Source organism: Sporosarcina sp. P37 (assembly GCF_002109365.1).
GTDB lineage: Bacteria > Bacillota > Bacilli > Bacillales_A > Planococcaceae > Sporosarcina.
Map to the genome: position 1 here is coordinate 2627666 of NZ_CP015349.1, position 20941 is coordinate 2648606.

The 20941-nt window shown below is 45.6% G+C and carries 26 protein-coding genes and 1 pseudogene; 15 read left to right on the top strand and 12 right to left on the bottom strand.

The genetic code is table 11. The features are described 5' to 3' along the window. Positions 1-4: 4 nt before the first annotated feature. From SporoP37_RS17080 to SporoP37_RS13180, 3 genes are all read left to right on the top strand, one after another. Entirely contained in the window at positions 5-172 is a 168-nt protein-coding gene (locus tag SporoP37_RS17080) for a hypothetical protein (RefSeq protein WP_157118647.1), read from the top strand. 157 nt (positions 173-329) lie between these two features. Next, a complete protein-coding gene (locus SporoP37_RS13175) occupies positions 330-1145 on the top strand; it encodes a choline kinase family protein (protein WP_085431199.1) in 816 nt (271 codons plus the stop codon). Positions 1146-1339: 194 nt separating this feature from the next. After that, positions 1340-2047, top strand: coding sequence for a gamma-glutamyl-gamma-aminobutyrate hydrolase family protein (locus SporoP37_RS13180; RefSeq protein ID WP_085431200.1), 708 nt, complete (start codon positions 1340-1342; stop codon positions 2045-2047). Between the two features lie 248 nt (positions 2048-2295). Here SporoP37_RS13180 and SporoP37_RS13185 read toward each other — a convergent pair whose 3' ends face one another. The 5 genes from SporoP37_RS13185 to SporoP37_RS13205 all read right to left on the bottom strand — a co-directional run bounded on the left by SporoP37_RS13185 (position 2296) and on the right by SporoP37_RS13205 (position 6098). Continuing rightward, entirely contained in the window at positions 2296-2553 is a 258-nt protein-coding gene (locus SporoP37_RS13185; RefSeq protein ID WP_085430170.1) for a hypothetical protein, read from the bottom strand. Beyond that, complete coding sequence (locus SporoP37_RS13190; RefSeq protein ID WP_085430169.1) at positions 2550-3353, bottom strand: ExeA family protein; 804 nt, start codon at positions 3351-3353, stop codon at positions 2550-2552. Before SporoP37_RS13190 ends, SporoP37_RS13185 begins: the two co-directional genes overlap by 4 nt. Beyond that, the gene (locus SporoP37_RS13195; protein WP_085430168.1) at positions 3346-4602 is read right to left on the bottom strand and encodes a DDE-type integrase/transposase/recombinase; all 1257 of its coding nucleotides are present in this window, start codon (positions 4600-4602) and stop codon (positions 3346-3348) included. Before SporoP37_RS13195 ends, SporoP37_RS13190 begins: the two co-directional genes overlap by 8 nt. Before the next feature lie 134 nt (positions 4603-4736). Next, a complete protein-coding gene (locus SporoP37_RS17755) occupies positions 4737-5270 on the bottom strand; it encodes a DUF6431 domain-containing protein (RefSeq protein WP_085430167.1) in 534 nt (177 codons plus the stop codon). Positions 5271-5399: 129 nt separating this feature from the next. Continuing rightward, complete coding sequence (locus tag SporoP37_RS13205) at positions 5400-6098, bottom strand: YjjG family noncanonical pyrimidine nucleotidase (RefSeq protein WP_085431201.1); 699 nt, start codon at positions 6096-6098, stop codon at positions 5400-5402. 213 nt (positions 6099-6311) lie between these two features. Here SporoP37_RS13205 and SporoP37_RS13210 point away from each other — a divergent pair, with 213 nt between their 5' ends. Then, on the top strand, positions 6312-7067 hold the full coding sequence (locus SporoP37_RS13210; protein ID WP_085431202.1) for an IclR family transcriptional regulator: 756 nt from the start codon (positions 6312-6314) through the stop codon (positions 7065-7067). A gap of 55 nt (positions 7068-7122) precedes the next feature. Here SporoP37_RS13210 and SporoP37_RS13215 read toward each other — a convergent pair whose 3' ends face one another. Together SporoP37_RS13215 and pxpB are read right to left on the bottom strand one after the other, a co-directional pair. Then, positions 7123-8115, bottom strand: coding sequence for a 5-oxoprolinase subunit C family protein (locus tag SporoP37_RS13215; protein WP_085431203.1), 993 nt, complete (start codon positions 8113-8115; stop codon positions 7123-7125). Further along, a complete protein-coding gene (gene pxpB / locus SporoP37_RS13220; RefSeq protein WP_198160028.1) occupies positions 8106-8846 on the bottom strand; it encodes a 5-oxoprolinase subunit PxpB in 741 nt (246 codons plus the stop codon). Before pxpB ends, SporoP37_RS13215 begins: the two co-directional genes overlap by 10 nt. Positions 8847-9162: 316 nt before the next feature. On the opposite strand from pxpB, the gene SporoP37_RS13225 reads away from it, so the two are divergent. From SporoP37_RS13225 to SporoP37_RS17090, 6 genes are all read left to right on the top strand, one after another. Further along, positions 9163-9939, top strand: coding sequence for a LamB/YcsF family protein (locus SporoP37_RS13225; protein WP_081244132.1), 777 nt, complete (start codon positions 9163-9165; stop codon positions 9937-9939). Further along, positions 9936-11162 (top strand): NRAMP family divalent metal transporter, encoded by a 1227-nt coding sequence (locus SporoP37_RS13230; protein WP_081244133.1) that lies wholly within the window; start codon positions 9936-9938, stop codon positions 11160-11162. The genes SporoP37_RS13225 and SporoP37_RS13230 overlap by 4 nt, the downstream gene beginning before the upstream one ends. 17 nt (positions 11163-11179) lie before the next feature. After that, positions 11180-11971 (top strand): putative hydro-lyase, encoded by a 792-nt coding sequence (locus SporoP37_RS13235; RefSeq protein ID WP_085431205.1) that lies wholly within the window; start codon positions 11180-11182, stop codon positions 11969-11971. Between the two features lie 331 nt (positions 11972-12302). Then, the gene (locus SporoP37_RS17085) at positions 12303-12440 is read left to right on the top strand and encodes a hypothetical protein (RefSeq protein WP_157118648.1); all 138 of its coding nucleotides are present in this window, start codon (positions 12303-12305) and stop codon (positions 12438-12440) included. Positions 12441-12456: 16 nt separating this feature from the next. Beyond that, the gene (locus SporoP37_RS13240; RefSeq protein WP_158233642.1) at positions 12457-13011 is read left to right on the top strand and encodes a competence protein ComK; all 555 of its coding nucleotides are present in this window, start codon (positions 12457-12459) and stop codon (positions 13009-13011) included. Positions 13012-13170: 159 nt separating this feature from the next. Further along, complete coding sequence (locus SporoP37_RS17090) at positions 13171-13320, top strand: hypothetical protein (RefSeq protein WP_157118649.1); 150 nt, start codon at positions 13171-13173, stop codon at positions 13318-13320. Between the two features lie 106 nt (positions 13321-13426). Here SporoP37_RS17090 and SporoP37_RS13245 read toward each other — a convergent pair whose 3' ends face one another. The 5 genes and pseudogenes from SporoP37_RS13245 to SporoP37_RS13265 all read right to left on the bottom strand — a co-directional run bounded on the left by SporoP37_RS13245 (position 13427) and on the right by SporoP37_RS13265 (position 17501). Beyond that, complete coding sequence (locus tag SporoP37_RS13245; protein WP_081244136.1) at positions 13427-13939, bottom strand: sigma-70 family RNA polymerase sigma factor; 513 nt, start codon at positions 13937-13939, stop codon at positions 13427-13429. Between the two features lie 826 nt (positions 13940-14765). Further along, the gene (locus SporoP37_RS13250; RefSeq protein WP_157118650.1) at positions 14766-15038 is read right to left on the bottom strand and encodes a hypothetical protein; all 273 of its coding nucleotides are present in this window, start codon (positions 15036-15038) and stop codon (positions 14766-14768) included. A gap of 83 nt (positions 15039-15121) precedes the next feature. Beyond that, positions 15122-15202, bottom strand: a pseudogene (locus SporoP37_RS17480) (YjcZ family sporulation protein); the annotation flags it as partial. 94 nt (positions 15203-15296) lie between these two features. Further along, positions 15297-15419, bottom strand: coding sequence for a YjcZ family sporulation protein (locus SporoP37_RS13260; protein WP_081244139.1), 123 nt, complete (start codon positions 15417-15419; stop codon positions 15297-15299). A gap of 114 nt (positions 15420-15533) precedes the next feature. After that, positions 15534-17501: a methyl-accepting chemotaxis protein gene (locus tag SporoP37_RS13265; RefSeq protein WP_085431207.1), complete on the bottom strand. Its 1968-nt coding sequence runs from the start codon at positions 17499-17501 to the stop codon at positions 15534-15536. A 226-nt stretch (positions 17502-17727) separates the two neighbouring features. On the opposite strand from SporoP37_RS13265, the gene flaG reads away from it, so the two are divergent. The 5 genes from flaG (at position 17728) to SporoP37_RS13290 (ending at position 20852) form a co-directional block, all read left to right on the top strand. Further along, positions 17728-18102, top strand: a complete 375-nt coding sequence (gene flaG / locus SporoP37_RS13270) for a flagellar protein FlaG (RefSeq protein WP_085431208.1) — start codon at positions 17728-17730, stop codon at positions 18100-18102. A gap of 20 nt (positions 18103-18122) precedes the next feature. Further along, positions 18123-19628: a flagellar hook-associated protein 2 gene (locus tag SporoP37_RS13275; protein ID WP_085431209.1), complete on the top strand. Its 1506-nt coding sequence runs from the start codon at positions 18123-18125 to the stop codon at positions 19626-19628. Positions 19629-19663: 35 nt separating this feature from the next. After that, on the top strand, positions 19664-20065 hold the full coding sequence (gene fliS / locus SporoP37_RS13280; RefSeq protein WP_085431210.1) for a flagellar export chaperone FliS: 402 nt from the start codon (positions 19664-19666) through the stop codon (positions 20063-20065). An 11-nt stretch (positions 20066-20076) separates the two neighbouring features. After that, positions 20077-20415, top strand: a complete 339-nt coding sequence (locus SporoP37_RS13285) for a flagellar protein FliT (RefSeq protein WP_157118651.1) — start codon at positions 20077-20079, stop codon at positions 20413-20415. Positions 20416-20480: 65 nt separating this feature from the next. Beyond that, complete coding sequence (locus tag SporoP37_RS13290) at positions 20481-20852, top strand: PilZ domain-containing protein (RefSeq protein WP_085431212.1); 372 nt, start codon at positions 20481-20483, stop codon at positions 20850-20852. Positions 20853-20941 lie beyond the last annotated feature (89 nt).

The window sequence follows — 20941 nt, forward strand, 5'->3', positions numbered from 1 at the left end:
TTTCTTGAAGCCAGTGTTCTCGGGTGCGATACCGATTTTTAGTGGAGGTTACTTGTGTGAAGTATTAAGTTTTCAAAAGGATCAGAGTGAACCTAGTATTTCTATTGATTTAAAAGATGCATTGAAAGATAATATCATAATAGATAAGCTGATATCCGCAAGTGAAGGCTAGATATATGGAGTGGTAAGAAAAGATATATACGGTAAGACGCTTGATTTCAATAAAAAGATCTTCGGTTTGATTTTACAAATACTCAATAAAGACTTTAATTCGGAAACTTACAAAGAGAATCGTTAGTATTGTAGTACAAAACAGGAGGTGCAAAAATATGTATCCAATCGAAGAACTAACCTACATAAAAAGACTAGGCGGCCTCACCAACTTAAACTTCCTCGTCGCACACAAAGGGCAAAAATACGTCCTGCGTTTCCCGGCCCACGAGTTTGAAGACATTATTAACCGCCACCATGAAAAAGCCAACCAGCAAATTGCGGCTGAAATTGGGGTGACGGTCGGTAATGTGGTGTTTACCGATGAAGGCATTAAAATGACTCCGTATTACGATGCGACGGCTGATTTAACGCGGGATCTGATGGGGACGGCGGAGTATTTGGAGAAGATTGCGGGTGTGTTGTCTGCGCTTCATTCGTCGAACCAGGAGTTTCCAAATCGTTTTGATTATTGGGGAGAAGTAAAGAAGTATAAAATTACGTTAACTGAAATACCTTCGCTGTATGTGCTGCTGGAAGAGCGATTGAGGAAGCTGATGCAAGGGGAGCGGCAGGAGTATGTGCCGTGTCATATGGATTCGGTGACGGCTAATTTTATTCAGAATGATGCAGGGCAGCTGCTGCTGATCGATTGGGAGTACAGTGCGAATTATTTGCCGGAGTGGGATTTGGCGGCGTTTATTTTGGAACGCGAGTTAAGTGAGAAACAAGAGCAAGTGCTGCTCGATTATTATGGCTTGCCTGCATCACTGAAACCGTCGCTTGAGCTGCAAAAGTTGAAGTCAGATTTCCTTTGGTCGTTATGGTCACTTGTTAAAGAGAAGGAAGATCCTTCGTTTGAACAGTATACAGCGAAGCGAACGGAGCGTCTGATTGAAGGGTTAGAGCAGTATTATCGTGTGTATGGGAATTGACCGTTCGGCATCCAACTATATAGAACCATCCAACCCGGATTTTCCGTTCAATGCTTGAATTGGAATTCGGGTTTTCTGTTTTCCTGTGCAGTCATGTAGTTTGAGTACCTTTCCGCAAATCAGGGTATAGAACATATCGTGACGATGTTCACTTGAAGGAAAGTCAGAGAGTAGGAAAAAGGAGAGTGCCGTACATGAAACCATTAATCGGTGTTACATCAGATATAGATCAGAACGGAGATACACTCGTTCAGACGAGATACATACAAGCAGTTCGGCAAGCGGGCGGCGTACCGGTCGTTTTGCCGGTTGGGCTTGAAGCAACGGAAGAAGTTTGTGATCGGCTGGATGGCTTATTGCTGATTGGCGGGGAAGACATTGATCCGTACTTGTATGGTGAAGAACCTCATCAGAAGCTTGGGAAAGTGTTGCCGGAGCGTGATGAGTCAGAGCTTGCGCTTATTAACACGATGGCGGAGCAGGACAAGGCGGTGTTTGGAATTTGCCGGGGGTATCAGCTGATGAATGTGGCGTTTGGCGGAACTGTCTATCAGGATATGTATGCGCAGCTGTCAGAAGATTTATTGCAGCATCACCAACTGACCGATCTTGACTTTGCATTTCACTCCATTGATTTGGTGGGAGACAGCAAGCTTGCAGAGTGGGCAGGCACTTCTGAAGTCCGCGTGAATTCACTGCATCACCAAGCTGTGAAGGAAGTGCAGGCGCCGCTCGTTGTAACGGCGGTTGCGAAGGATGGTGTCATTGAATCAATTGAGAGTACAGCACACCGTTTTGTAGTAGGCGTTCAGTGGCATCCTGAAGCGATGGTGAAGAGGGAAGATCGTTTGTCGCTGAAGCTGTTTGAACAGTTTATTGAGGCGGCAAGCGGGAAAAGGTAATCGATTTCTGCAGCAGTATTTCGGCATTTTCCTTTTACCCTTAATTAGAATAGGTACATGAATACCCCCTTCAACGATGAAGGGGGTATTTGATTCCGTATTACTGTAACCGAGCACATTAACCCAGTAGTCTATATTCACAGTAATTCAGCCAAGATAAGAGAAACTTTTTCATAGTTTTTCACATTGATTGGCAATATGCAAAAAACTTTTCATGATAATCCAGCAGACTCCTTAAAAAAAGCCCCTCAAAAAGGGGCCTCAGTGACGGATACATAATCGCATGCTTGCACACGAACTTTATAGATTTGTTCTTCACGAAGATGAAATTCCACACCAAGGAGGGCGATAATCCACTCCGCGTCTTTCATGAGCACAGCTGGAAGATACTGTTGGTCGATCTTCAGGTCGAGGTGGCAACCTGGGAACACCCAATAACACGTGTGACCGACCCAAATATTCCATTCTTCGCTCTCTTGGTGAAACAATAAAATACCTCGTTTCATGAAAACCCACCATCCTCAATGGCCAGCCGTACCTCTTCCTCCGTAATCTGTTCCTTTTGTAATCGCGATCCGAACAATAAGCTGTTAATGGTCAACGTATTGATAGCTCTAGGCCATCCCTGAGAATGTAAAGCGATGGCTTCTAACGCGTTCTCATTAAAAATGGGCAGGTGGGCACCCGCTGCCGTCAAGTGGTGATGGATGTACTGCTTGACCTCTTCCTTCGGAAGGGAATGAATCTCATATTTCATGATGAGCCGCTGAGAGAGCGGACGATTATGCTGTAATTGTAATCGGGTTTTCAAGTGCGGTAACCCGGCCAAAACCAAGATGAACGGCGTTTGTGAATCCATCTGAAAATTAAATAAGAGGGCAATATCTTGCAGAAACGCGTCCTTGGCCATATGCATTTCATCCAGAATAAAGACCGGCGTGACTTTTCGTTCGTGCGCCATCCGCTCAATCCCTTGCTGGATTTGCCGAAAGAGATCCACTTTCCGAAACTTCGGTTCCTCACCCAGCCCGTAGACGAGTCCGCGGTAAAAATCCATCACTCCGCCTGTTGATAAAGGAAAATAGACGACATGATACAGAGAAGGATTCAGTGATTCCTTGAAAGACCGTAAGGTAAACGTTTTCCCTACCCCTGGCTCCCCAATAATCAGTCCCATGCCTTTGGTCTTTTGTAAATACTGAAGGGCGCCTAGCGCTCCTTGATAATCAGAAGAGGGAAAGGCTTCGGTAGATGTCAGATCTTTAGAGAAAGGCACACGTGCCAATGAATAGAAGGATTTATACATGACGTGTATCCTCCTTCTCCTCTAGAGTCGGTTGAAAAGGAGATCGTGACCGCTTCACATGCGCATTATCATGAAGATGGACGGGTATCGCTTCGCCTACTCGCTGGTCCTCTTCATAAATATAGACACCCTTGCCATCCAACCGCAGATCAATCGACTGCCCAATGAAACGCTGTGGAACTTCATAGAGCTTCTTATCCAGCGTAATGGTACTATCCACTTTTACTTTTCGTTGCTCCCGTTTCATAAACACAGGATCCAATATCTCAGGGTCTTCCAAAAACACGACCTGATCGAGTTGCGATTGAAAAACTTCATGCGGTGTACGACCATCCAATGAAGCATGGACACGACGATGGTAATCCGTTTCCAACCAGTGCCAAAAGCGGATGTTCAGTTCGTCCACTGTCTCTACAGGGTCAGACTGTAAAAGAGGATAGAACCGAGTCTGCACCGTCTTGAAAAACCGTTCAATTTTCCCCTTGCTTTGAGGATCGTATGGCTGCGTATGAGCGAGAGTGATTCCAAGTTGTGCACAGGCATACTGGAGGGTCTCCGATCGATAGATCTTTCCATTATCCGCATAGATAATGGCAGGTTTACCACGCCGAATCAACGCTTCCTTTGTAACGACACGTAGCCCGTCAAACTTCTCCGAGGTGAAAAACTGCCCGTAGGGCACCAGCCTGGAACAGTCGTCTATATAGGCAATCAGAAACGTCTTCCTGCTTTTTCCTTGGGCGGAAAGATAGGGACCATGCGATAAATCAGCTTGCCATAATACATTGACTTGATCGTGCGCAAATCGCTTTCTTTCTTTCATAGAGACACGATGTTTCCCTGTCAAGTTGTGTTTTTTCACTAATCGGTTTATAGTGGAATAAGAAACTTCATTTTTGTTGATCTCTCCCTGTTCAATCAGTTGTTCGTAGAAGACGCTGACTGGCATATGGAGAGATTTTTTTCGCTTTTCCAGTAGATGATCTTGTTCGTCTGCTGAAAGTCTGCGTGAGATCCCTCTGTCTGCACGCTTTTTGGGTTTCAATGCGTCAAAGCCATCCCTCCGGTAGTGGCGCAGCCATTCCTGTACGGTCTTTGCGGCAATTCTCCGTTCTCCATAGTAGGGAATGGTATGTACTTTCTCTTCAATTCTTTGCAGATAACTCTTTGCTTCCACCTGCTGGTTGACAAGCGGGGCAATCAGCCCATAGCGAAACAAGGCCACTTCATCTCGTGTTTTTTCGTTCATGGAATCTTCCTCCTTTTAGTAGAAGGACGACCGGTCATCCATGAATACTATTCTACTTTCACCTGCATTTCATGGCTATGAAAAGGTTATGTGGTATCTAGAATATGTAGATTTCCGTCGAATTTGTGGTAGAATTAATTTGCCATAAAATATCTTGATAAGTGACCCTGGCTCCTTCGCAAGAAGGAGGATTCGCCAAAATCGAGGATCCTTTTCATGTATTTTGTGGCCTCTTTTCTTTTATCGTTTGAAAGCCCCCGGACTTCCCCTTGCTCGACAAAATAGCTATGCACCCACTTGACCTGTCGAAGATATCGATTCAGATGAAAGCGGAGTAGTTGGCGACCCTCACTTTTTATCTTCTTTTCTAGAATTTCTACTACTCGCAAAAGTACTGCCCGCAGGGTGTATTGAAAATAGGGAATCAGGAAGTCGGGTAAGACGGAGATGGTCATCCTGCACCGTTGACACCTGAGACGGCAGATCGGAATTCGTCTCACTACGTGCTTCTCTGTGACTCCATTACGCCAATAAAAACCGTGGCGATGTAGATTTCCAGGCGCATGACATTGGCAGTTAGGACAATGTGTAAATAAGGGAAATTCATTGAGCAATCCCCGCTCTTCATACTCTTTCAATCCAATTCCAAAATTATACAAAACAATCATAAAAAAACCCCCTCCTATCTAATATGCAAAAAATTTAGCACATTATCTCGGAAGAGTATAGAGGGGATGCCGAAAGAATTTGAAAAGAAACGTATCTTTATGAATGAATTATAGTGCTCGGTTACAGTATTACTTACAATTCACTGTCACGCGTCCCGGACTGAATTCTTCCCACGAATGAATTTCATATGTCGGCTGAATTCCAGTATGGTTTTCCCGGCAGTCTCGGTTGAACCAGCAAGTGTCGATGCCGGCGTTGATTCCGCCTTGAATATCAGATGTCAGGGAATCGCCGATCATCAGCACGCGTGAAGGATCTGTAATGCCGAGTTTGTTAAAGGTATACTCGAAAATCTCACGCTGCGGCTTCCGGTATCCTGTTTCTTCGGAAGCAATGATCGCTTCAAACGAATTACGTAAAGGAGAGCCGGCTATGCGGGCGTGTTGAGCAAGTGTGAAGCCGTTTGTCAGGATCGCCAATCGGTACTCTGCCAGCCGTGAAATCATCTCTTCGACGCCGTCGATCAAATGGGACTCATAGCCCAGATTTTCGATGTACAGCTCACCGAAATGTGAAGCATCTATTTGAAGTTCGTGGTGTGCGAATAACCGGCGGAATCGCTCTACTTTTAATTCCTCAATGGCGATGTGTCCTTGCTCTAGCTCATCCCAGATGATGGAGCTGATCGCGCGATATGTATCACGGTACGCTTCTAAACCGTTCGGCAGTCCAAACGTGTGGAACGTTTTGCCGAGGGCATGTTTTTCTGTTTCATCAAAATCGAATAGTGTATCGTCCAGATCGAATAGCAGTAAATCGTATGACATATTGAAAGACTCCTTTTTGTGCAATTACTTTTAGTATAACACGGGGAAAATGGCAAATGGTGAGTTGTATGTTAGTGATGGCGGAAAAGGCTCACTGTCATAGCGTCTGCTGAACGGTCTAGGAATCCTTTCACTTCAATGCTATAATCAACCAAACAAGTTGGTAGCCAACATACATAGGCAAAGAAAATCAGTAATCAGAAAGGAGCTACTATGAGCACAAAAAATAAAACAGTCGTGCGTTCGTTGGATATTCTTAATCTGTTTGTCGAACATCCCGCACTGACATTTCAAGAAATCATCGACTTATCGGGTATCCCCAAATCCTCTGTCTACCGCATGCTGACGTCGCTTGAAGAAATGAATTTCCTCGAGAAAGGGGCAGATTCGTATTATCGTTTGGGGCTGTTATTTTTAAAATACGGCAGTCTTGTTTCCAAACGGCTGGATATCCGGAAAATTGCGTATCCCATTATGGAAGAGCTTCACCAGGAATTGAAAGAAGCGATTAATCTGATTGTCCGGCAGGGTGATCAGGCGATTTATGTGGAGAAAATCGATACGTTTCAGAAAGTTCGGCTGTATACGGCCGTTGGCAGAAGCAGCCCGTTGTATGCAGGCGCTTGTTCGCGGATTATTTTGTCCCATTTATCCGACGCGTATATTGCGGATTATCTGGACTCTACAGAGCTGAAGCAGTTTGCGAATGGGACGTTTACGGATCGGGAGGCGCTGCTGGCTTCTATTCAGGAGACGCGCAGAAATGGCTATACGATCAGTAATTCGGAGCTCGAAAATTTCACGACTTCTGTAGCGGCACCGATTTTTGATTTTAACGGCGAGGTAATTGCGGGGCTCAGTATTGCGGGAATTGAAGCGAATTATCAGGAAGAGAATCTGCAAACGTTTATTTCAAAAGTGAAAGAAGCCGCCTCGGAGATTTCCAGGCAGCTCGGGTATATAGGCTGAATTAATCCCTTGTGTTTCAGTAAGCAGCAGCTGACACTAAGGGATTTTTTGTTGTTCACTTGCTGAATTTATAGCGTATGCCGATTTTGATTTGATTGACCAGCTCTTCTTTTGCGATAAGTTCACGCTCTGCTTCCGCATGTGTAATGAGCTGGAAGTGCAGTTTTGAGTTCGGTTTTACTTGCGACAGGCTGCCTAAATCCGCGGTGATGACCTGCGCGATTTTCGGGTAGCCGCCAGCAGTTTGCCTGTCCGCCATCAGGATAATCGGTTTTCCATTGGGCGGTATTTGGACGGTGCCGAATGTGACGCCTTCTGACAGCAATTCCAGCTTTTCTATTAACGCGAGTTCAGATCCTTCGAGCCGCAAACCCATTCTGTTCGATTGCGGGGTAACGACGTATGGCTGCGTTACAAGTCGTTTCTTGCTCGTGTCATTAAACCTTTCATATTCAGTGCCTTTAATGATTCGGATCGTTTGCACCGATTCCAAGCTGATGAACGGGTGATAAGGTACCGCCCAGTCGGCTGTGCCGCCAAGTTTTTCGATGGATGTCCACACTCTTTCATTGGACTCCGTCAGTTCCCCGAATGAAAGTGTATCGTTTTGCTGCAGTGCTCTTCCGTTGAATCCGCCAATTCCCGCCACCAAATACGTGCTTTTACTCCCCATCACAACCGGTATGTCAATCCCGCCGGCAATTGCCAAATAGGCCCGACAGCCTTCAATCGAAAAACCGAATTTTAGAACAGAGCCTTTTCTGATTAAAAGGGGTCTCCAATTCGGTACATGTATCCCGTCGACAGTCGTTTGAAGGTCGCCGCCAGTAATTGCAATCAATGTATCCTCATCAAACTGCAAACCCGTCCCAAACAGTGTAATTTCAAGAACACCTTCTCGTTCATCATTCCCTACGAGCAGGTTGGCAATGCGCATAGAATAGCTGTCCATGGCACCGCTTACAAGAACGCCGAACTTTTGCGAGCCTGTCCGGCCGATATCTTGTACCGTAGTCAAGAGACCCGGATTCAGTACGTTTACTGACATGTCTTCACCTTCTTTTGCTCATCATACTCTTCCTCTGTCATCGGACAAAATTTAATTCTGTCTCCTGACTGCAATAAGGAAGGAGGAGACATATCTGGTACGAACAGATCGGTTGGCGTGCGTCCGATGATTTGCCAGCCGCCCGGTGTTTCCAGCGGATAGACGCCTGTTTGTTTCCCGGCAATACCGACGGAGCCTGGAGGAATCGATGTCCGCGGCGTCAGTTTTCTTGGCGTGGCGATCCGTTCGTCAAGTCCGCCTAAAAACGGGAATCCCGGTGCGAAACCGATCATATAGACGAGATATTCTGGTGTTGTATGAATTTCAATGACTTCTTCAATGGACAGATGATGAGTCTCCGCCACGAACTGCAGATCAGGGCCGAATTCCCCGCCATAGAGCACTGGAATCTCTACTAATCTGCCTTCTGTAACAGGAAGATCAGATATTTGGACCGCTAAAGCAGTAATATAATCGGTCACTTTTTCGATCGGTGTGCCGTCTGTCTGAAAGCCTTTTTTTGATTGATGGACCAAGTAAGGGGAGTAGTAGACAGCCAAACTGTTATACGCAGGCACCGATTCGATAAATCCGTCAAATGGATATTCCTCCAAAAGGAACGACAGATTTTTTACTTGCTGATGGATGGAAGGGTGAATGCCTTCACCCATTTTTATAATCATGGCAGAATCGCCAAGTACTTTTATGTCAAGAGATTTCTGCTGATTCATCATAACAACTCCTCGAAGTTCCGAATGTCGAAACTTGTATTCTGAAAAACGAATCGTAGTACTATTATAAATTTCTTCTGAAAAAATACAAGTAGATTATTCATTTAATAAAAATACTTGCTATATTTCGACAATGGACTATTCAACAAAATGATTTTATGCTAAACTGGGTTTCAAGTTCAAAACCAAGGTTTCGATTTACGGAACTAAAGAGAATGTAATCGCTTACTTCCAAGCGGAGGTTTTGATACGGTCATGCGGTCTGTCCGCAAGTTGATAGGAAATGGTGTTTTGAAAATCAAAGGAGGTCATTTACGTGGTAAAAGTAGACTTAAATAGTGATTTAGGAGAAAGTTTTGGAAGATATACATTAGGAGAACAAGATGAAATATTGAAATACGTTACATCTGCAAACATCGCTTGCGGATTCCATGCCGGTGATCCTTCCGTGATGCGTCAGACGGTACAGCTTGCGATCGACAACGGGGTAAAAATCGGCGCACATCCCGGATTGCCTGATTTAGTCGGATTTGGCCGCAGAAATATGAGCATTACCCCGCAAGAAGCGTATGACATGGTCGTGTATCAAATTGGCGCATTGCAGGCATTTTTGGCTGTACATGACGAACCGATGCAGCATGTGAAGCCGCATGGCGCGCTTTATCAGATGGCGTCGAAAGATAAAGAAATTGCGAAGGCTATTGCACAAGCAGTGTATGATGTCTCGCCCTCACTCGTATTATTCGGCTTGGCCGACAGTGAATTGACGAGAGCGGGTGAAGAGCTGGGCTTAGTGACTGCCCATGAAGTATTTGCTGACCGCACGTATCAATCAAACGGCATGCTGACGTCGCGCTTGCAAGATGATGCAATGATTACAGATCAGGAGAAGTCCGCTGAGCAAGTCATTAGGATGGTGAAGGAAGGGAAAGTGCGTTCACAGCAACAAACCGATGTTGACTTGCGCGCAGATACGATCTGTATCCATGGTGACGGAGAGCATGCGGTGGAGTTCGCAAAATATATTACGGATCGCTTAAGCGGCGAACAAATTACGATAACTGCTTTTTCTGGCAGGGAGGATGCTAAATGAACGAGGAAAAGTTAGGTCTGACACAAGATCTTGAACGGAAAAAAGCAACCCGCGGCGTCCTGCTTGGTGCCGCATTCTTAATGGCGACGTCGTCTGTCGGACCTGGCTTCCTGACACAGACGACAGTTTTCACAGAGCAATTGGCCGCGAGTTTTGGTTTCGTTATTTTAATTTCATTGCTTTTGGATGTCTTTGCACAAATGAATATTTGGCGGGTGATTGCGGTCTCCGGATTACGCGGACAGGAAATCGCCAATAAAGTGGTGCCGGGCCTCGGGTTTGTGCTCGCTTTCCTCATTGTCGCAGGGGGGCTTGCGTTTAATATTGGGAACGTAGCGGGTGCTGGTCTAGGGCTTAACGCGATGATTGGTATTGATCCTATAAAAGGTGCAGTAATCAGTGCCGTGTTTGCCATTCTCATTTTCGTCGTAAAAGAAGCGGGCAAAGTAATGGATAAGGTCGTTGCCGTTGCCGGTGTAGTTATGATTCTGCTGGTCGTATTCGTTGCGTTCAAAACGTCTCCGCCAATTGGTGAAGCCATTGTAGGGACATTCAAACCTTCAGAAATCAGTTTCTTCGCAATTGTCACACTGGTCGGCGGAACAGTCGGCGGCTATATTACGTTCGCCGGCGGACACCGTTTGCTGGATGCGGGTATTAAAGGTATTGATTCGGTGCCGCTCGTAACGAGAAGTTCTGTTACAGGGATCGCTGTGACAGGCATCATTCGGGTCGCCTTATTCCTGGCAGTGCTTGGCATCGTTTCGCAAGGCTTACAAATTGATCCTGACAATCCGCCGGCATCTGTGTTCCAGCTGGGCGCAGGAGAGCTTGGGCTGCGATTGTTTGGCGTTATTATGTGGGTAGCTGCGATCACGTCTGTAGTAGGGGCGGCCTATACATCGGTTTCATTTATCCGCTCATTCCACCCGACGATTGAAAAGTACCACAACTGGATTATTATTTTATTCATCGTCGTATCTACGTCGACGTTCGCATTCGTTGGAAAGCCGGTTACTATTCTATTATTGGTCGGTGCACTGAATGCGCTGATACTGCCGTTAGCGCTTGGCACATTGCTTGTTGCGGCGTACAAGAAGAATATTGTCGGCGAATATAAGCATCCGTTATGGCTGACTATTGGCGGCGTAATTGTCGTGATCGTGATGGGTGTGCTGAGTATTATGACGCTGATCGAGCAGATTCCATTGCTCTTTAGCTGATATAGGAGGTGGCAGTGATGAGTGAGTATCGTTCAATGAAACCGCAGCAGATAAGGAAATTGATTCGTGAGCAGAAAATTACCGGACAGACTTCTGGAATGGCTTCAGGCTATACACAGGCGAATTTAGTCATATTGAAACAAGAGCATGCACTCGACTTTCTGCTGTTTTGCCAGCGCAATCCTAAGTCATGTCCGTTATTGGATGTGACAGAACCGGGTTCATACCGTCCCGCCCGGCTAGCAAAAGATGCAGATATCCGCAGCGAACTGCCGAGTTACCGTATTTATAAGGACGGTGTGCTGGCGGAAGAAGTAAATGATATTACAGAGTACTGGGAAGACGATATGGTAGGATTTTTCATCGGATGCAGCTTCACATTTGAAGCACCGCTGCTTGCTGGCGGGATTCCTATTCGGCATATCGAAGAAAATCGAAATGTGCCGATGTATAAAAGTTCTATTGAATGTAAAAAAGCAGGAATCTTTGAAGGGCCGACCGTAGTAAGCATGCGGCCGATGAATGCGCAGGACGCGATTCGGGCGATTCAAATTACGACTCGTTTCCCGGACGTCCATGGCGCGCCGATCCATCTGGGCGACCCGAGTTTGATTGGAATTGACGATATTTCTGCACCTGACTTTGGGGATGCTGTGACTGTCAATGAAGGGGAGATCCCGGTATTCTGGGCGTGCGGCGTCACACCGCAGGCAGTCGCGATGCAAAGCAAGCCGTCCATTATGATTACACATTCTCCCGGCTGCATGTTCATCAGTGATATGTTAGATTCTGAGTTAAGTGTATTATAAGAAAAGACGGGTTAAAAAATAAAACTGCTTCCTGTTTAGTAGAGACTGTCTGCTGAACAGGGAGCATTTTTTTTGGGTATTTTTCTTCAAAACGTATTGTCAATTGCAAACTTTATCGGGCTATATTATTTTTTAACAACAAACTCAGAATAATGAAATTTTATATAGACTGTCATTCGTAATTATTATATACTAGTCGTGAAGACAGGGTCTTTTTGCATAATTGTCTTTGAAAACGCTTACTATGCTATACAAATGAATGCAGGTCGATAAGTAGAACGATATTTATTGACCTGCTTTTTGTATGGAGTAGCAGAGGGAGGTGAGACAGGTGAAGAATAAAGTGGAAAAAGAAAATCCCCGAGTGTTTGCAGTCGTGGCAGACTCACTCGAGGATCAGCAGTTGGTATATACCAACATATTGTCAGTATACTCCTTTTTTCCGCTCAGCAAAAGTGGTTTCTACTAAAAGGAGGATGGGGCAAATGAAGAACAGAACGGAATCCGTGATCACACCGGGGACCAGCCTGGTTTATCCGTACTACAATGAAACAGGAAAATTATGTGCCGTGTTGCTGAAAGACGGAGAATTTGTGCGTGTCGATAAAAGTCCGACAGATGTAATCGATGTCAGTATGCAATATTTCGGATCCAGTTTACAGGGCGGAATTGCCGGAGCAAGATCGATGCTCGGCAGAATCAGCATGTCGCCTGTCATGATCAATGAAAAGCTGGACATGTACTGGTTCCCCAGCAAGTCGCCGTCAAGCGATGATTGTGTATGGTTTTCGCTCAGTCATATTTTGACGTATATGCCGATTGCCAAGGACCGGACGAAAATCATTTTCCGGGACGGCACGATTTTTACTTTGGATTGCAGTTACGATTCATTTGAGTGGAAGCACCAGCGCACATGTATGTACAAAAATGGTCTGGAGGCGCAGATTAATTTCATGGCAGACAATGTGAAGAAAAGTTATAAAACGTACTTGATTCGGAGAAATCGTAAACGGGGAAATTACGAAGTGTCTGATGAATAGGCGGCTGCAATACATAAGCGTTCCTCCTCGGGGGAGCGCTTTTCCTCTTGACGATTTTTGTAAAACGTTCACTGTTATTCTCTGCTGAATGGTATACTAATTTGTAAATAGTACTCGATTCACAGAAAGTGCGTTCATCAGCGGTCAGGAGGGAAGAGTATGTTGTTTGATTTCTTTAAACCGAAGTGTGAATACTGTAAGAAACGAACGTCTGTCTATCAGGGGTATTTGCTGCCGAATGATAAAAAGATTAAAGTCTGTTCATCATGTGCCAGATTTGCAGAGCGGCGCGGATTTAGAAAGTGGTAATTTACGTGAACGCTGCTGATTGGTTTGTTTTCTTAAATAGGGGATGGAAATGTTCGCATACAAAATGAGCAAGAGCGGCCAGATTTGGCTGCCCTTGCTCGTTTTTTTATATTTCTAAGCTTCGATTGTCTGTTAATTGCTGTCTAAGTTTCTTCATCAGTCTTTCGCGGCGTTTTTTCACGCCGGGGACGGAGAGGCCGAAAAAAGATGCGCATTCTGCCTGGGTTTTGTTATCAACATAAAGCATGAACAGCAGCTGCCGTTCTTCCAGCGGCAGATCGGTGAGTATTTCATGCAGCTCGCTGTTTGGGTCCGCCGAACAATCAATCTGTTCCATCTGCTCGATTGTACTGCTTTCCACCGGCGTATTGACTAAACCGAAACGATTTTCCTTTTTCAAATCATCAAGCAAAGCGCCGTAGATTGACCGGTACGCGAAAGGGGTGAAGTTTCCTTTTGATTCATCAAAGCGTGACCATGCCTGAAACAGGGCGATGCGGCCTGTTTGGCGGAATGCATCGAAATCCCGGTAGATATTTAATTTGCGTATGATGGATGAAATCATCGGTTCATATTGTTCCATTACTTCTTCAAAATTTTCAAAGTTTCTGTTCTCCATAAAAGCGACCTCTTCAGGCCGTGCACGACACATTGTATTCCCTGGGTATCTTTATCATAGTGGGGATTGTGCGGCAAAACGAATCGGTGTATTGCCGTTTTGTTCTGGGGAAAAGTGAGATTTGGGGAGGGGGTTTTTTGGCGGTTTGCTTAGGGGGGAGTGGGAAAGTTTGTTTATTTTGGGGTGGTTGCTGATTAAGGGGGAGAGCGCTCGGGATTGCTGACGCGCTCATAGTTGCGGGGGGCCGCTCATTAATCCCGGCAAGCGATCATAACTGCTGCCCGCGCTCATTAATCCCGGCAAGCGATCATAACTGTCGGTCAACCGCTCAATGCCCTTCGCTGCGCGCTCATAGTGGGTGGATAACCGCTCTATGACTTCCGCGATGCGCTCATAGCAGCCGTTTATCCGCTCAATGTCCTTCGCGGTCCGCTCATAAACCCTGCCAAGTGACCCTAACTACTGCCCGCGCTCATTAATCCTGGCAAGCGATCATAACTGTTGGTCAAGCGCTCAATGCTCTTCGCCATCCGCTCATAGCGGCTGGGTAACCGCTCTATGACCTCCGCGATGCGCTCATAGTGGCCGTTTATCCGCTCAATGTCCTTCGCGGTCCGCTCATAAACTCCGCTCAGTGACCCTAACCACTGCCCGCGCTCATTAATCCTGGCAAGCGATCATAACTGTTGGTCAACCGCTCAATGCTCTTCGCCGCGCGCTCATAGCGGCTGGGTAACCGCTCTATAACTTCCGCGATGCGCTCATAGTGGCCGTTTATCCGCTCAATGCCCTTCGCGGTCCGCTCATAAACTCCCGCCAAGTGATCCTAACTACTGCCTGCGCTCATAAATCCCGGCACGCGATCATAACTGTTGGTCAACCGCTCAATGCTCTTCGCCGCGCGCTTATAGCGGCTGGGTAAACGCTCTATGACTTCCGCGATGCGCTCATAGTGGCCGTTTATCCGCTCAATGTCCTTCTTCACGCGCTCATAGCAGTTGGATAACCGCTCTATGACCTCCGCGATGCGCTCATAGTAGCTGTTTAACCGCTCAATACCCTCCGCCAACCGCTCATATCCGCATACACAACCCCACACTCCCCCCAAAAAATCTTTCCAAACAAAGTAAACAAGAAATCAAAAAACCTGCCGGAGTTACCCGACAGGTTTCGATGTTCATCTTATAGGCAAGCGGCGCCTACGATAATGAGTAAGATAAAGAGTACGACAATCAATGCAAATCCGTTGCCGTAGCCGTATGAGCCTCCACCTTCGCAGCCGGAACCGCCGTAGCCTCCGCCACCGTGTCCATATCCACCGAAACCAAACATGTCTCCACCTCCATTTTTTTAGTAATTAGCAACCGTAACCCATAAACCCAGCACCGACAATGATCAATAAGATAAACAGAACAACGATCATTGCGAAGCCAAAGCCTCCATCATAGCCGTACCCAGATCCTTTAACTGATTCGCCCATATTGATTTCACCTCCAAATGTGGAACTACCCTTATTCTATGCATAGATTCAGAAAGTGCCTTGGCTTTTATAAAAAATCCGCCAGCTTCTTTAAAAAGAAGCTGGCGGATCGTGTTAAATTTTGAATCGCTCCACAGCGAAGCTCAGATCTTCACTCAATTGCGTCAATGCTTCCGCTGCTTCTGCCACAGAACCGATAGCGTGCAGCTGTTCATCGGTCGAAGCGTTAACCTCTTCGCAGGCAGCCGCGGATTCTTCTGTCGTAGCCAGCAAGTTTTGGATTTGCTCGGCCACGTCATTTTTATGCACATCCATTTCCTGAAGTGCTGATGTGACGTTGTCGATGCGAGATTGCATTTCGCCGATGAAACCGGAGATTTTCTCGAAAATTCCTTCGGTGTCATGAACCACACTGCTTTGTCGCTCGAATGTATCGCGCGTGCCATTCATTTGCTCGATGACGTGATGCGTCCCGTCTTGCAGTTCCTGAATTGTGGAGCGGACTTGTTCTGCTGACTGTGCTGACTGCTCTGCCAGCCGGCGGACTTCTTCTGCGACGACAGCGAAGCCTTTTCCGTGCTCACCGGCTCTTGCCGCTTCAATACTTGCGTTCAATGCAAGCAGATTCGTCTGGGAAGAGATCGCAGTGATGGCATCAATGACGGAACTGATTGCATTCACTTTCTCTTCAAGCGTTCCGATCATGCCGCCCATTTGCTGCAAGTCCTGATTCCAATGATTGAACGAAGAACTTAATATACTCATCTGCGCGCGCCCGTCGGCATTAAAGGATACAGCTTCTGTTGCCATGCTGGCCATTTCACTAGCAGTTGCGTTGACATCCTGGATTTGCTGGTTCAATAAATCCGCACGTGTCGTAACAGTTTCCGCGTTTTCCGCGGACTTCGCAGCACCCATCGTAATTTCCTGCAGGGCATGCGCGATTTCTTCACTCGTTGCGTTCGTTTCTTCCGATACCGCGCTCAAGTTTTGTGAACTGGCGAGTACGTTGGAAGCAGAGTGCGTGACCGTTGTGATCAAGCCATTCATTTGATTGAGCATCTGATCGAAGCCGTTCGCAAGTTCTCCGATTTCATCTTTCGAATGAATATCTGCTCTTACCGTCAAGTCACCGTCCGCCACTTGCTGAACGGTTTCCTGCAAGCGGAAAATCGGCTTCAGCAGACGGTTGATAAAGAGGTACAGAATCACTGCCAGTACTGCCAGCGTCACTATGGCAGCGATAATCATGACATTGCGCAGGCCTGCTGCAAGGGACTGCATATTCTTCTCATCATAGATGACGCCGAGTTTCCAGCCAAAGTCGGGAATCGTCGTGAACATGTCCACTTTGCTGATGCCGTCCTGTTTGAATGTATGATGTCCTGCCTGTTCTTTGTACATTTCCGCCACATAGTCGCGGTTCATAATAGTTTCACCGATCAATGATGGATGGGCGATGGCAGTACCTTCTGCGTCCAAAATGAATGCATAGCCGCCGTGCGGTATATCGATCTTGGCGATATCCGATGACATTGTCGATAACTGAATATCGATTCCCGCTACGCCGGTCAATTTATTTTCATTCATCACGGCTTTTGATGCGCTGATGACGAAGTTTCCGGTTGCTTCATCTATATAAGGCTTTGTCCAGTGCACTTTATCCGGTTCTGCAGCCGCCAGCTGATACCACTCTCTTGCAGTAGGGTCGAACCCTGTCAGATCTGCAAATGGGCGGATTGTCGTTTCTTTTGTAGCGTAGCTGAGATATGCGCTGGAGACGTTCGGATACGTGTCAAGTGTGTTGTTGAGTGCTTTGACAACTTCTGCGCCGCCGGTTGTGGCGGTGGAATCCGTAAAGTCCGTTGACGCTGTCAGTAATTCGAGACCTTTACTATACTGCTGCAGGTCTGCCCCGATCGCAGTACTCATTTCCGTAAGCAAGGTGCTGCTGGATTCGATGATGTTTTCCTCAGTCCGTTCTTTGACAAGCCAGCTGCTGATGCCTGTCATTGTAAGTATTCCGCCGGCAACCAGGACGAGGACGAGCAGGATCATTTTCGTTTTGATGGAATGAAACATGGATGTGTATGCTCCTTTATTCTTATAGTTAATTCTAATAATACATTACTTTTGACTATTCTAATAGTATAAAAATACGATATTTATAATTTCATTTTTATTGGCTGCTGCAAATGTCCACTGCTCCTTATTGATATAGAAGAAAGTGGCGGCGGATGCTCAACATCCCGTAATTCCATCCGATACTATAAGTAGCGATTATTCATTGAAGACGGGGGGTTCCACTATGGTCAGCCGAATAGGTGACGGCCCCGCAACACAGCCAGTGCAGACATCTTATGAGAACGGGTCCGTTGAAAATAAGAGAATAGTTACCGGAATACAGCCCATTAGAGAGCCGGCGAAACAGGAAACAAACGAGACGCAAGATGTTCTGACGAAGAAAGAAGCGAAGGAATTAACGGAAGGAATGAATAAATTCCTCGAAAGTGTCAATGTTCAGTTGCGTTTCAAGTACCATGAGAAGCTTCATGAATACTACGTAACGATCATCGACTCCGACACAGAAGAAGTCGTCCGTGAAATCCCGCCGAAGAAATTGCTCGACATGTACGCAGCGATGAGAGACTTCATTGGATTACTAATCGATCAGAAAATTTAACGAAAAAGGTGTGAGGCACGATGAGAATTGGTGGATTAGCATCCGGTATCGATACAGAATCAATTATTAGGGACATGATGAAAGCGCATCGGATTCCGCTTGATAAAATTACGCAAAAGAAAGCTTATACGCAATGGCAGCTCGATGATTATCGTTCCACTAACCGTGATTTGAGAAAACAGAGTGATAAGCTATTTGATACGGTCATGAAGCAGGGAACATATATGAAGAAAACTGTCAGCGTATCTGACGATAAAGTGGCAAGTATTACTTCAAAAGCTTCAATCAGCGACTTCTCAGGTACACTTGAAGTTACACAACTGGCCAAACAAGCTACATTACAAAGTGGCGAGCTGACGCACGATGGAGTGAAGATAACAGATGCGCAAGCGAAGACTCTGCAATTTAAAGATATGAAGAATGCTGATGACGGACCGCTTGTTTCAGGAACGCAGAAATTGACAATATCAGCGCCGGGAAGAGATGCAGTTGAAATTGAAATACTTGAAACAGATACGATCGATGCTGTGTTGGATAAAATAAACGAGAAGACGGGTGTCAGTGCATTTTATGATTCGGCAACCGGCAAAATTGCGTTGAGTTCGAAAAATAGCGGGAAAGGCGAAATACAAATATCGGGCACAGGCACCTTGGTAAATGATTTAAAGCTCGATAGTGGAAATGGCGCGAACTCTTCAAAGGGGGAGGACGCCGAATTTGTATTTAATGGTTTAAAAACATCCCGTCCTTCCAATACATTCACGATCAATGGATTCGAGGTCTCACTTAAGGCCAAAACAACGTCTCCTGTGACATTCAGTTCCACTACAAATGTAGATAAAATAGTGGATTCGGTTACAGAGTTCGTAAATGACTACAATGAAATGATCGAAAAACTGAACAGCAAAATTAAAGAAAAGCAATTTAAATCTTTCCATCCGCTGTCAGATGAGCAGAAAGCAGATATGAAGGAAAAAGAAATTGAGCTTTGGGAAGAAAAGGCGAAGAGCGGTACCCTTAAAGGGGATCCGGCGATTTCCACCATGCTGAATAATTTACGTTCTATTATGTCCAGTTCGGTTACAACAACTGATAAAGACGGGAAAGAAATCAACATCAGCCTGAAAGATTTAGGTATTGAAACAACAAGTAATTACTTGGATAACGGAAAATTAACTATTAATGAAGATAAATTACGGGAAAAGATCTCTGAAAATCCATCCGCTGTCTATGATTTGATTGGCGGCAAAGAGGAAGGGAATAAAGGGATTGCAGAAAGATACCGTACAGAACTGCAGGACGCGCAAAAAAAGATTACTGTAAAAGCCGGCAGCGCGACAACAGTGAATGACAGTTTTGCACTTGGCCGTTCCATTAAAAATATGGATAAACAAATTGAGCGGTTTGAAAGCAGATTGCAGAAGATGGAAGACCGTTACTGGAAGCAGTTTACCGCAATGGAAAAGGCTTTCCAGCGTGCGAATGATCAATCTGTGCAGCTGATGAATGCACTTGGCGGCATGTAACGTAACTTTGCTAGAAAAAAGGAGAATGACAGATAATGGCGACAAATAACCCTTATGCAGCATATCAAAACAATACGGTGACTACTTCTACACCTGGTGAATTAACGCTGATGCTTTATAATGGCTGCTTGAAATTCATTCAGCAAGGAAAAATGGAGCTGGAAAAAGGAAATCTTGAGCAAAAGAATATTGCAATCCAAAAGGCGCAGGCGATTGTCACTGAGTTGATGCTGACGTTGGATACATCTTATCCAGTAGCCGAAAATATGCTGATTCTTTATGAGTTCGTCAACAGCCGTCTGATCGATGGAAATATCCAAAATGATCCGTCAATGTTTGATGAGGCAGCCGGCATCATTACCGAATTCCGCGACACGTGGAAACAAGTGATTCAGATTAATCGTACCAAGCAATATGCGAACGTGAGCGAAATATGATCCGGGCGGCCATGACCATGTGGCGTGACCGTTCTCTGCAATTAATTTCGCTGACAAAAGAAACTGATGAGGAGAAGCGTGAGGACGTAATCCAGCAGATTGAGCGTATTCTCGATGAACGGAATTTGCTGCAGTCACAAATCGCCAAGCCTTTTACTGCGGAGGAAGATGAGTTCGGCAAAGAGCTGATCCGTTTGGAAAAGGACGTACAGTCCGGTCTCGAATCATATAGAAACAGTATCCGGTCAAACATTACGCAGGCTCAGGCCAAAAAAGAAAATATGAATAACTATGTGAATCCGTATGGAAAAATGACTCAGGACGGCGCGTATTTCGATTCCAGGCACTAAAACCGGAAGAGAGTATTTCTCTTGCGGTTTTTTCCATACAGGCTTGTAAAGAGAGGAATAATTCTATGCGCTATAATCGTCATGATTACTTTAGGTATTCATTCGAACCCTACATACCGGCAACGTTTCGGATCCAATTGAATAATGATAAAAAACTTTTATCAAATGAAGGACAGTGTGAAATTGCCGACATCAGCACAGGCGGCGTTAAATTCATTACGAATTTGGATTTGCCGGTGCGCTCCGAAATACTTACTATACAATTGGATTTTACGATATTTGAACATCCCTTTGAAATTCTTGGCAATATAGTATGGAAAAAAGATGCTGAAGAGGGCTATCAATACGGGTTCGAGTTCGGTGAAGACCAGCATGCAGATGCATTGATTATCGAAGAATTAAAACATCACGCACGGAAAGTGAAGGAAACGGAGTGAAATCCCACACCTGACAGAAGTTTCTTTACCATTCAGCAATTTTCTTACGTTTTGAAAAGGGTTTTAAGGGTACTATGAAGAAGTAAGTA

Bases quoted from the DNA above. Each gene is read 5' to 3' on its own strand.
- SporoP37_RS13260 (WP_081244139.1), bottom strand. From the start codon at position 15,419: ATGGGCGAATCAGTTAAAGGATCTGGGTACGGCTATGATGGAGGCTTT.
- fliS (WP_085431210.1), top strand. From the start codon at position 19,664: ATGGCGACAAATAACCCTTATGCAGCATATCAAAACAATACGGTGACT.
- flaG (WP_085431208.1), top strand. From the start codon at position 17,728: ATGGTCAGCCGAATAGGTGACGGCCCCGCAACACAGCCAGTGCAGACA.
- SporoP37_RS13215 (WP_085431203.1), bottom strand. From the start codon at position 8,115: ATGTCAGTAAACGTACTGAATCCGGGTCTCTTGACTACGGTACAAGAT.
- SporoP37_RS17755 (WP_085430167.1), bottom strand. From the start codon at position 5,270: ATGATTGTTTTGTATAATTTTGGAATTGGATTGAAAGAGTATGAAGAG.
- SporoP37_RS13180 (WP_085431200.1), top strand. From the start codon at position 1,340: ATGAAACCATTAATCGGTGTTACATCAGATATAGATCAGAACGGAGAT.
- SporoP37_RS13245 (WP_081244136.1), bottom strand. From the start codon at position 13,939: ATGGAGAACAGAAACTTTGAAAATTTTGAAGAAGTAATGGAACAATAT.
- SporoP37_RS13210 (WP_085431202.1), top strand. From the start codon at position 6,312: ATGAGCACAAAAAATAAAACAGTCGTGCGTTCGTTGGATATTCTTAAT.
- SporoP37_RS13240 (WP_158233642.1), top strand. From the start codon at position 12,457: ATGAAGAACAGAACGGAATCCGTGATCACACCGGGGACCAGCCTGGTT.
- SporoP37_RS13290 (WP_085431212.1), top strand. From the start codon at position 20,481: ATGCGCTATAATCGTCATGATTACTTTAGGTATTCATTCGAACCCTAC.
- SporoP37_RS13185 (WP_085430170.1), bottom strand. From the start codon at position 2,553: ATGAAACGAGGTATTTTATTGTTTCACCAAGAGAGCGAAGAATGGAAT.
- SporoP37_RS13275 (WP_085431209.1), top strand. From the start codon at position 18,123: ATGAGAATTGGTGGATTAGCATCCGGTATCGATACAGAATCAATTATT.
- SporoP37_RS13265 (WP_085431207.1), bottom strand. From the start codon at position 17,501: ATGTTTCATTCCATCAAAACGAAAATGATCCTGCTCGTCCTCGTCCTG.
- SporoP37_RS13285 (WP_157118651.1), top strand. From the start codon at position 20,077: ATGACCATGTGGCGTGACCGTTCTCTGCAATTAATTTCGCTGACAAAA.
- SporoP37_RS13190 (WP_085430169.1), bottom strand. From the start codon at position 3,353: ATGTATAAATCCTTCTATTCATTGGCACGTGTGCCTTTCTCTAAAGAT.
- SporoP37_RS13205 (WP_085431201.1), bottom strand. From the start codon at position 6,098: ATGTCATACGATTTACTGCTATTCGATCTGGACGATACACTATTCGAT.
- SporoP37_RS13195 (WP_085430168.1), bottom strand. From the start codon at position 4,602: ATGAACGAAAAAACACGAGATGAAGTGGCCTTGTTTCGCTATGGGCTG.
- SporoP37_RS13175 (WP_085431199.1), top strand. From the start codon at position 330: ATGTATCCAATCGAAGAACTAACCTACATAAAAAGACTAGGCGGCCTC.
- pxpB (WP_198160028.1), bottom strand. From the start codon at position 8,846: ATGAATCAGCAGAAATCTCTTGACATAAAAGTACTTGGCGATTCTGCC.
- SporoP37_RS13235 (WP_085431205.1), top strand. From the start codon at position 11,180: ATGAGTGAGTATCGTTCAATGAAACCGCAGCAGATAAGGAAATTGATT.
- SporoP37_RS13230 (WP_081244133.1), top strand. From the start codon at position 9,936: ATGAACGAGGAAAAGTTAGGTCTGACACAAGATCTTGAACGGAAAAAA.
- SporoP37_RS17090 (WP_157118649.1), top strand. From the start codon at position 13,171: ATGTTGTTTGATTTCTTTAAACCGAAGTGTGAATACTGTAAGAAACGA.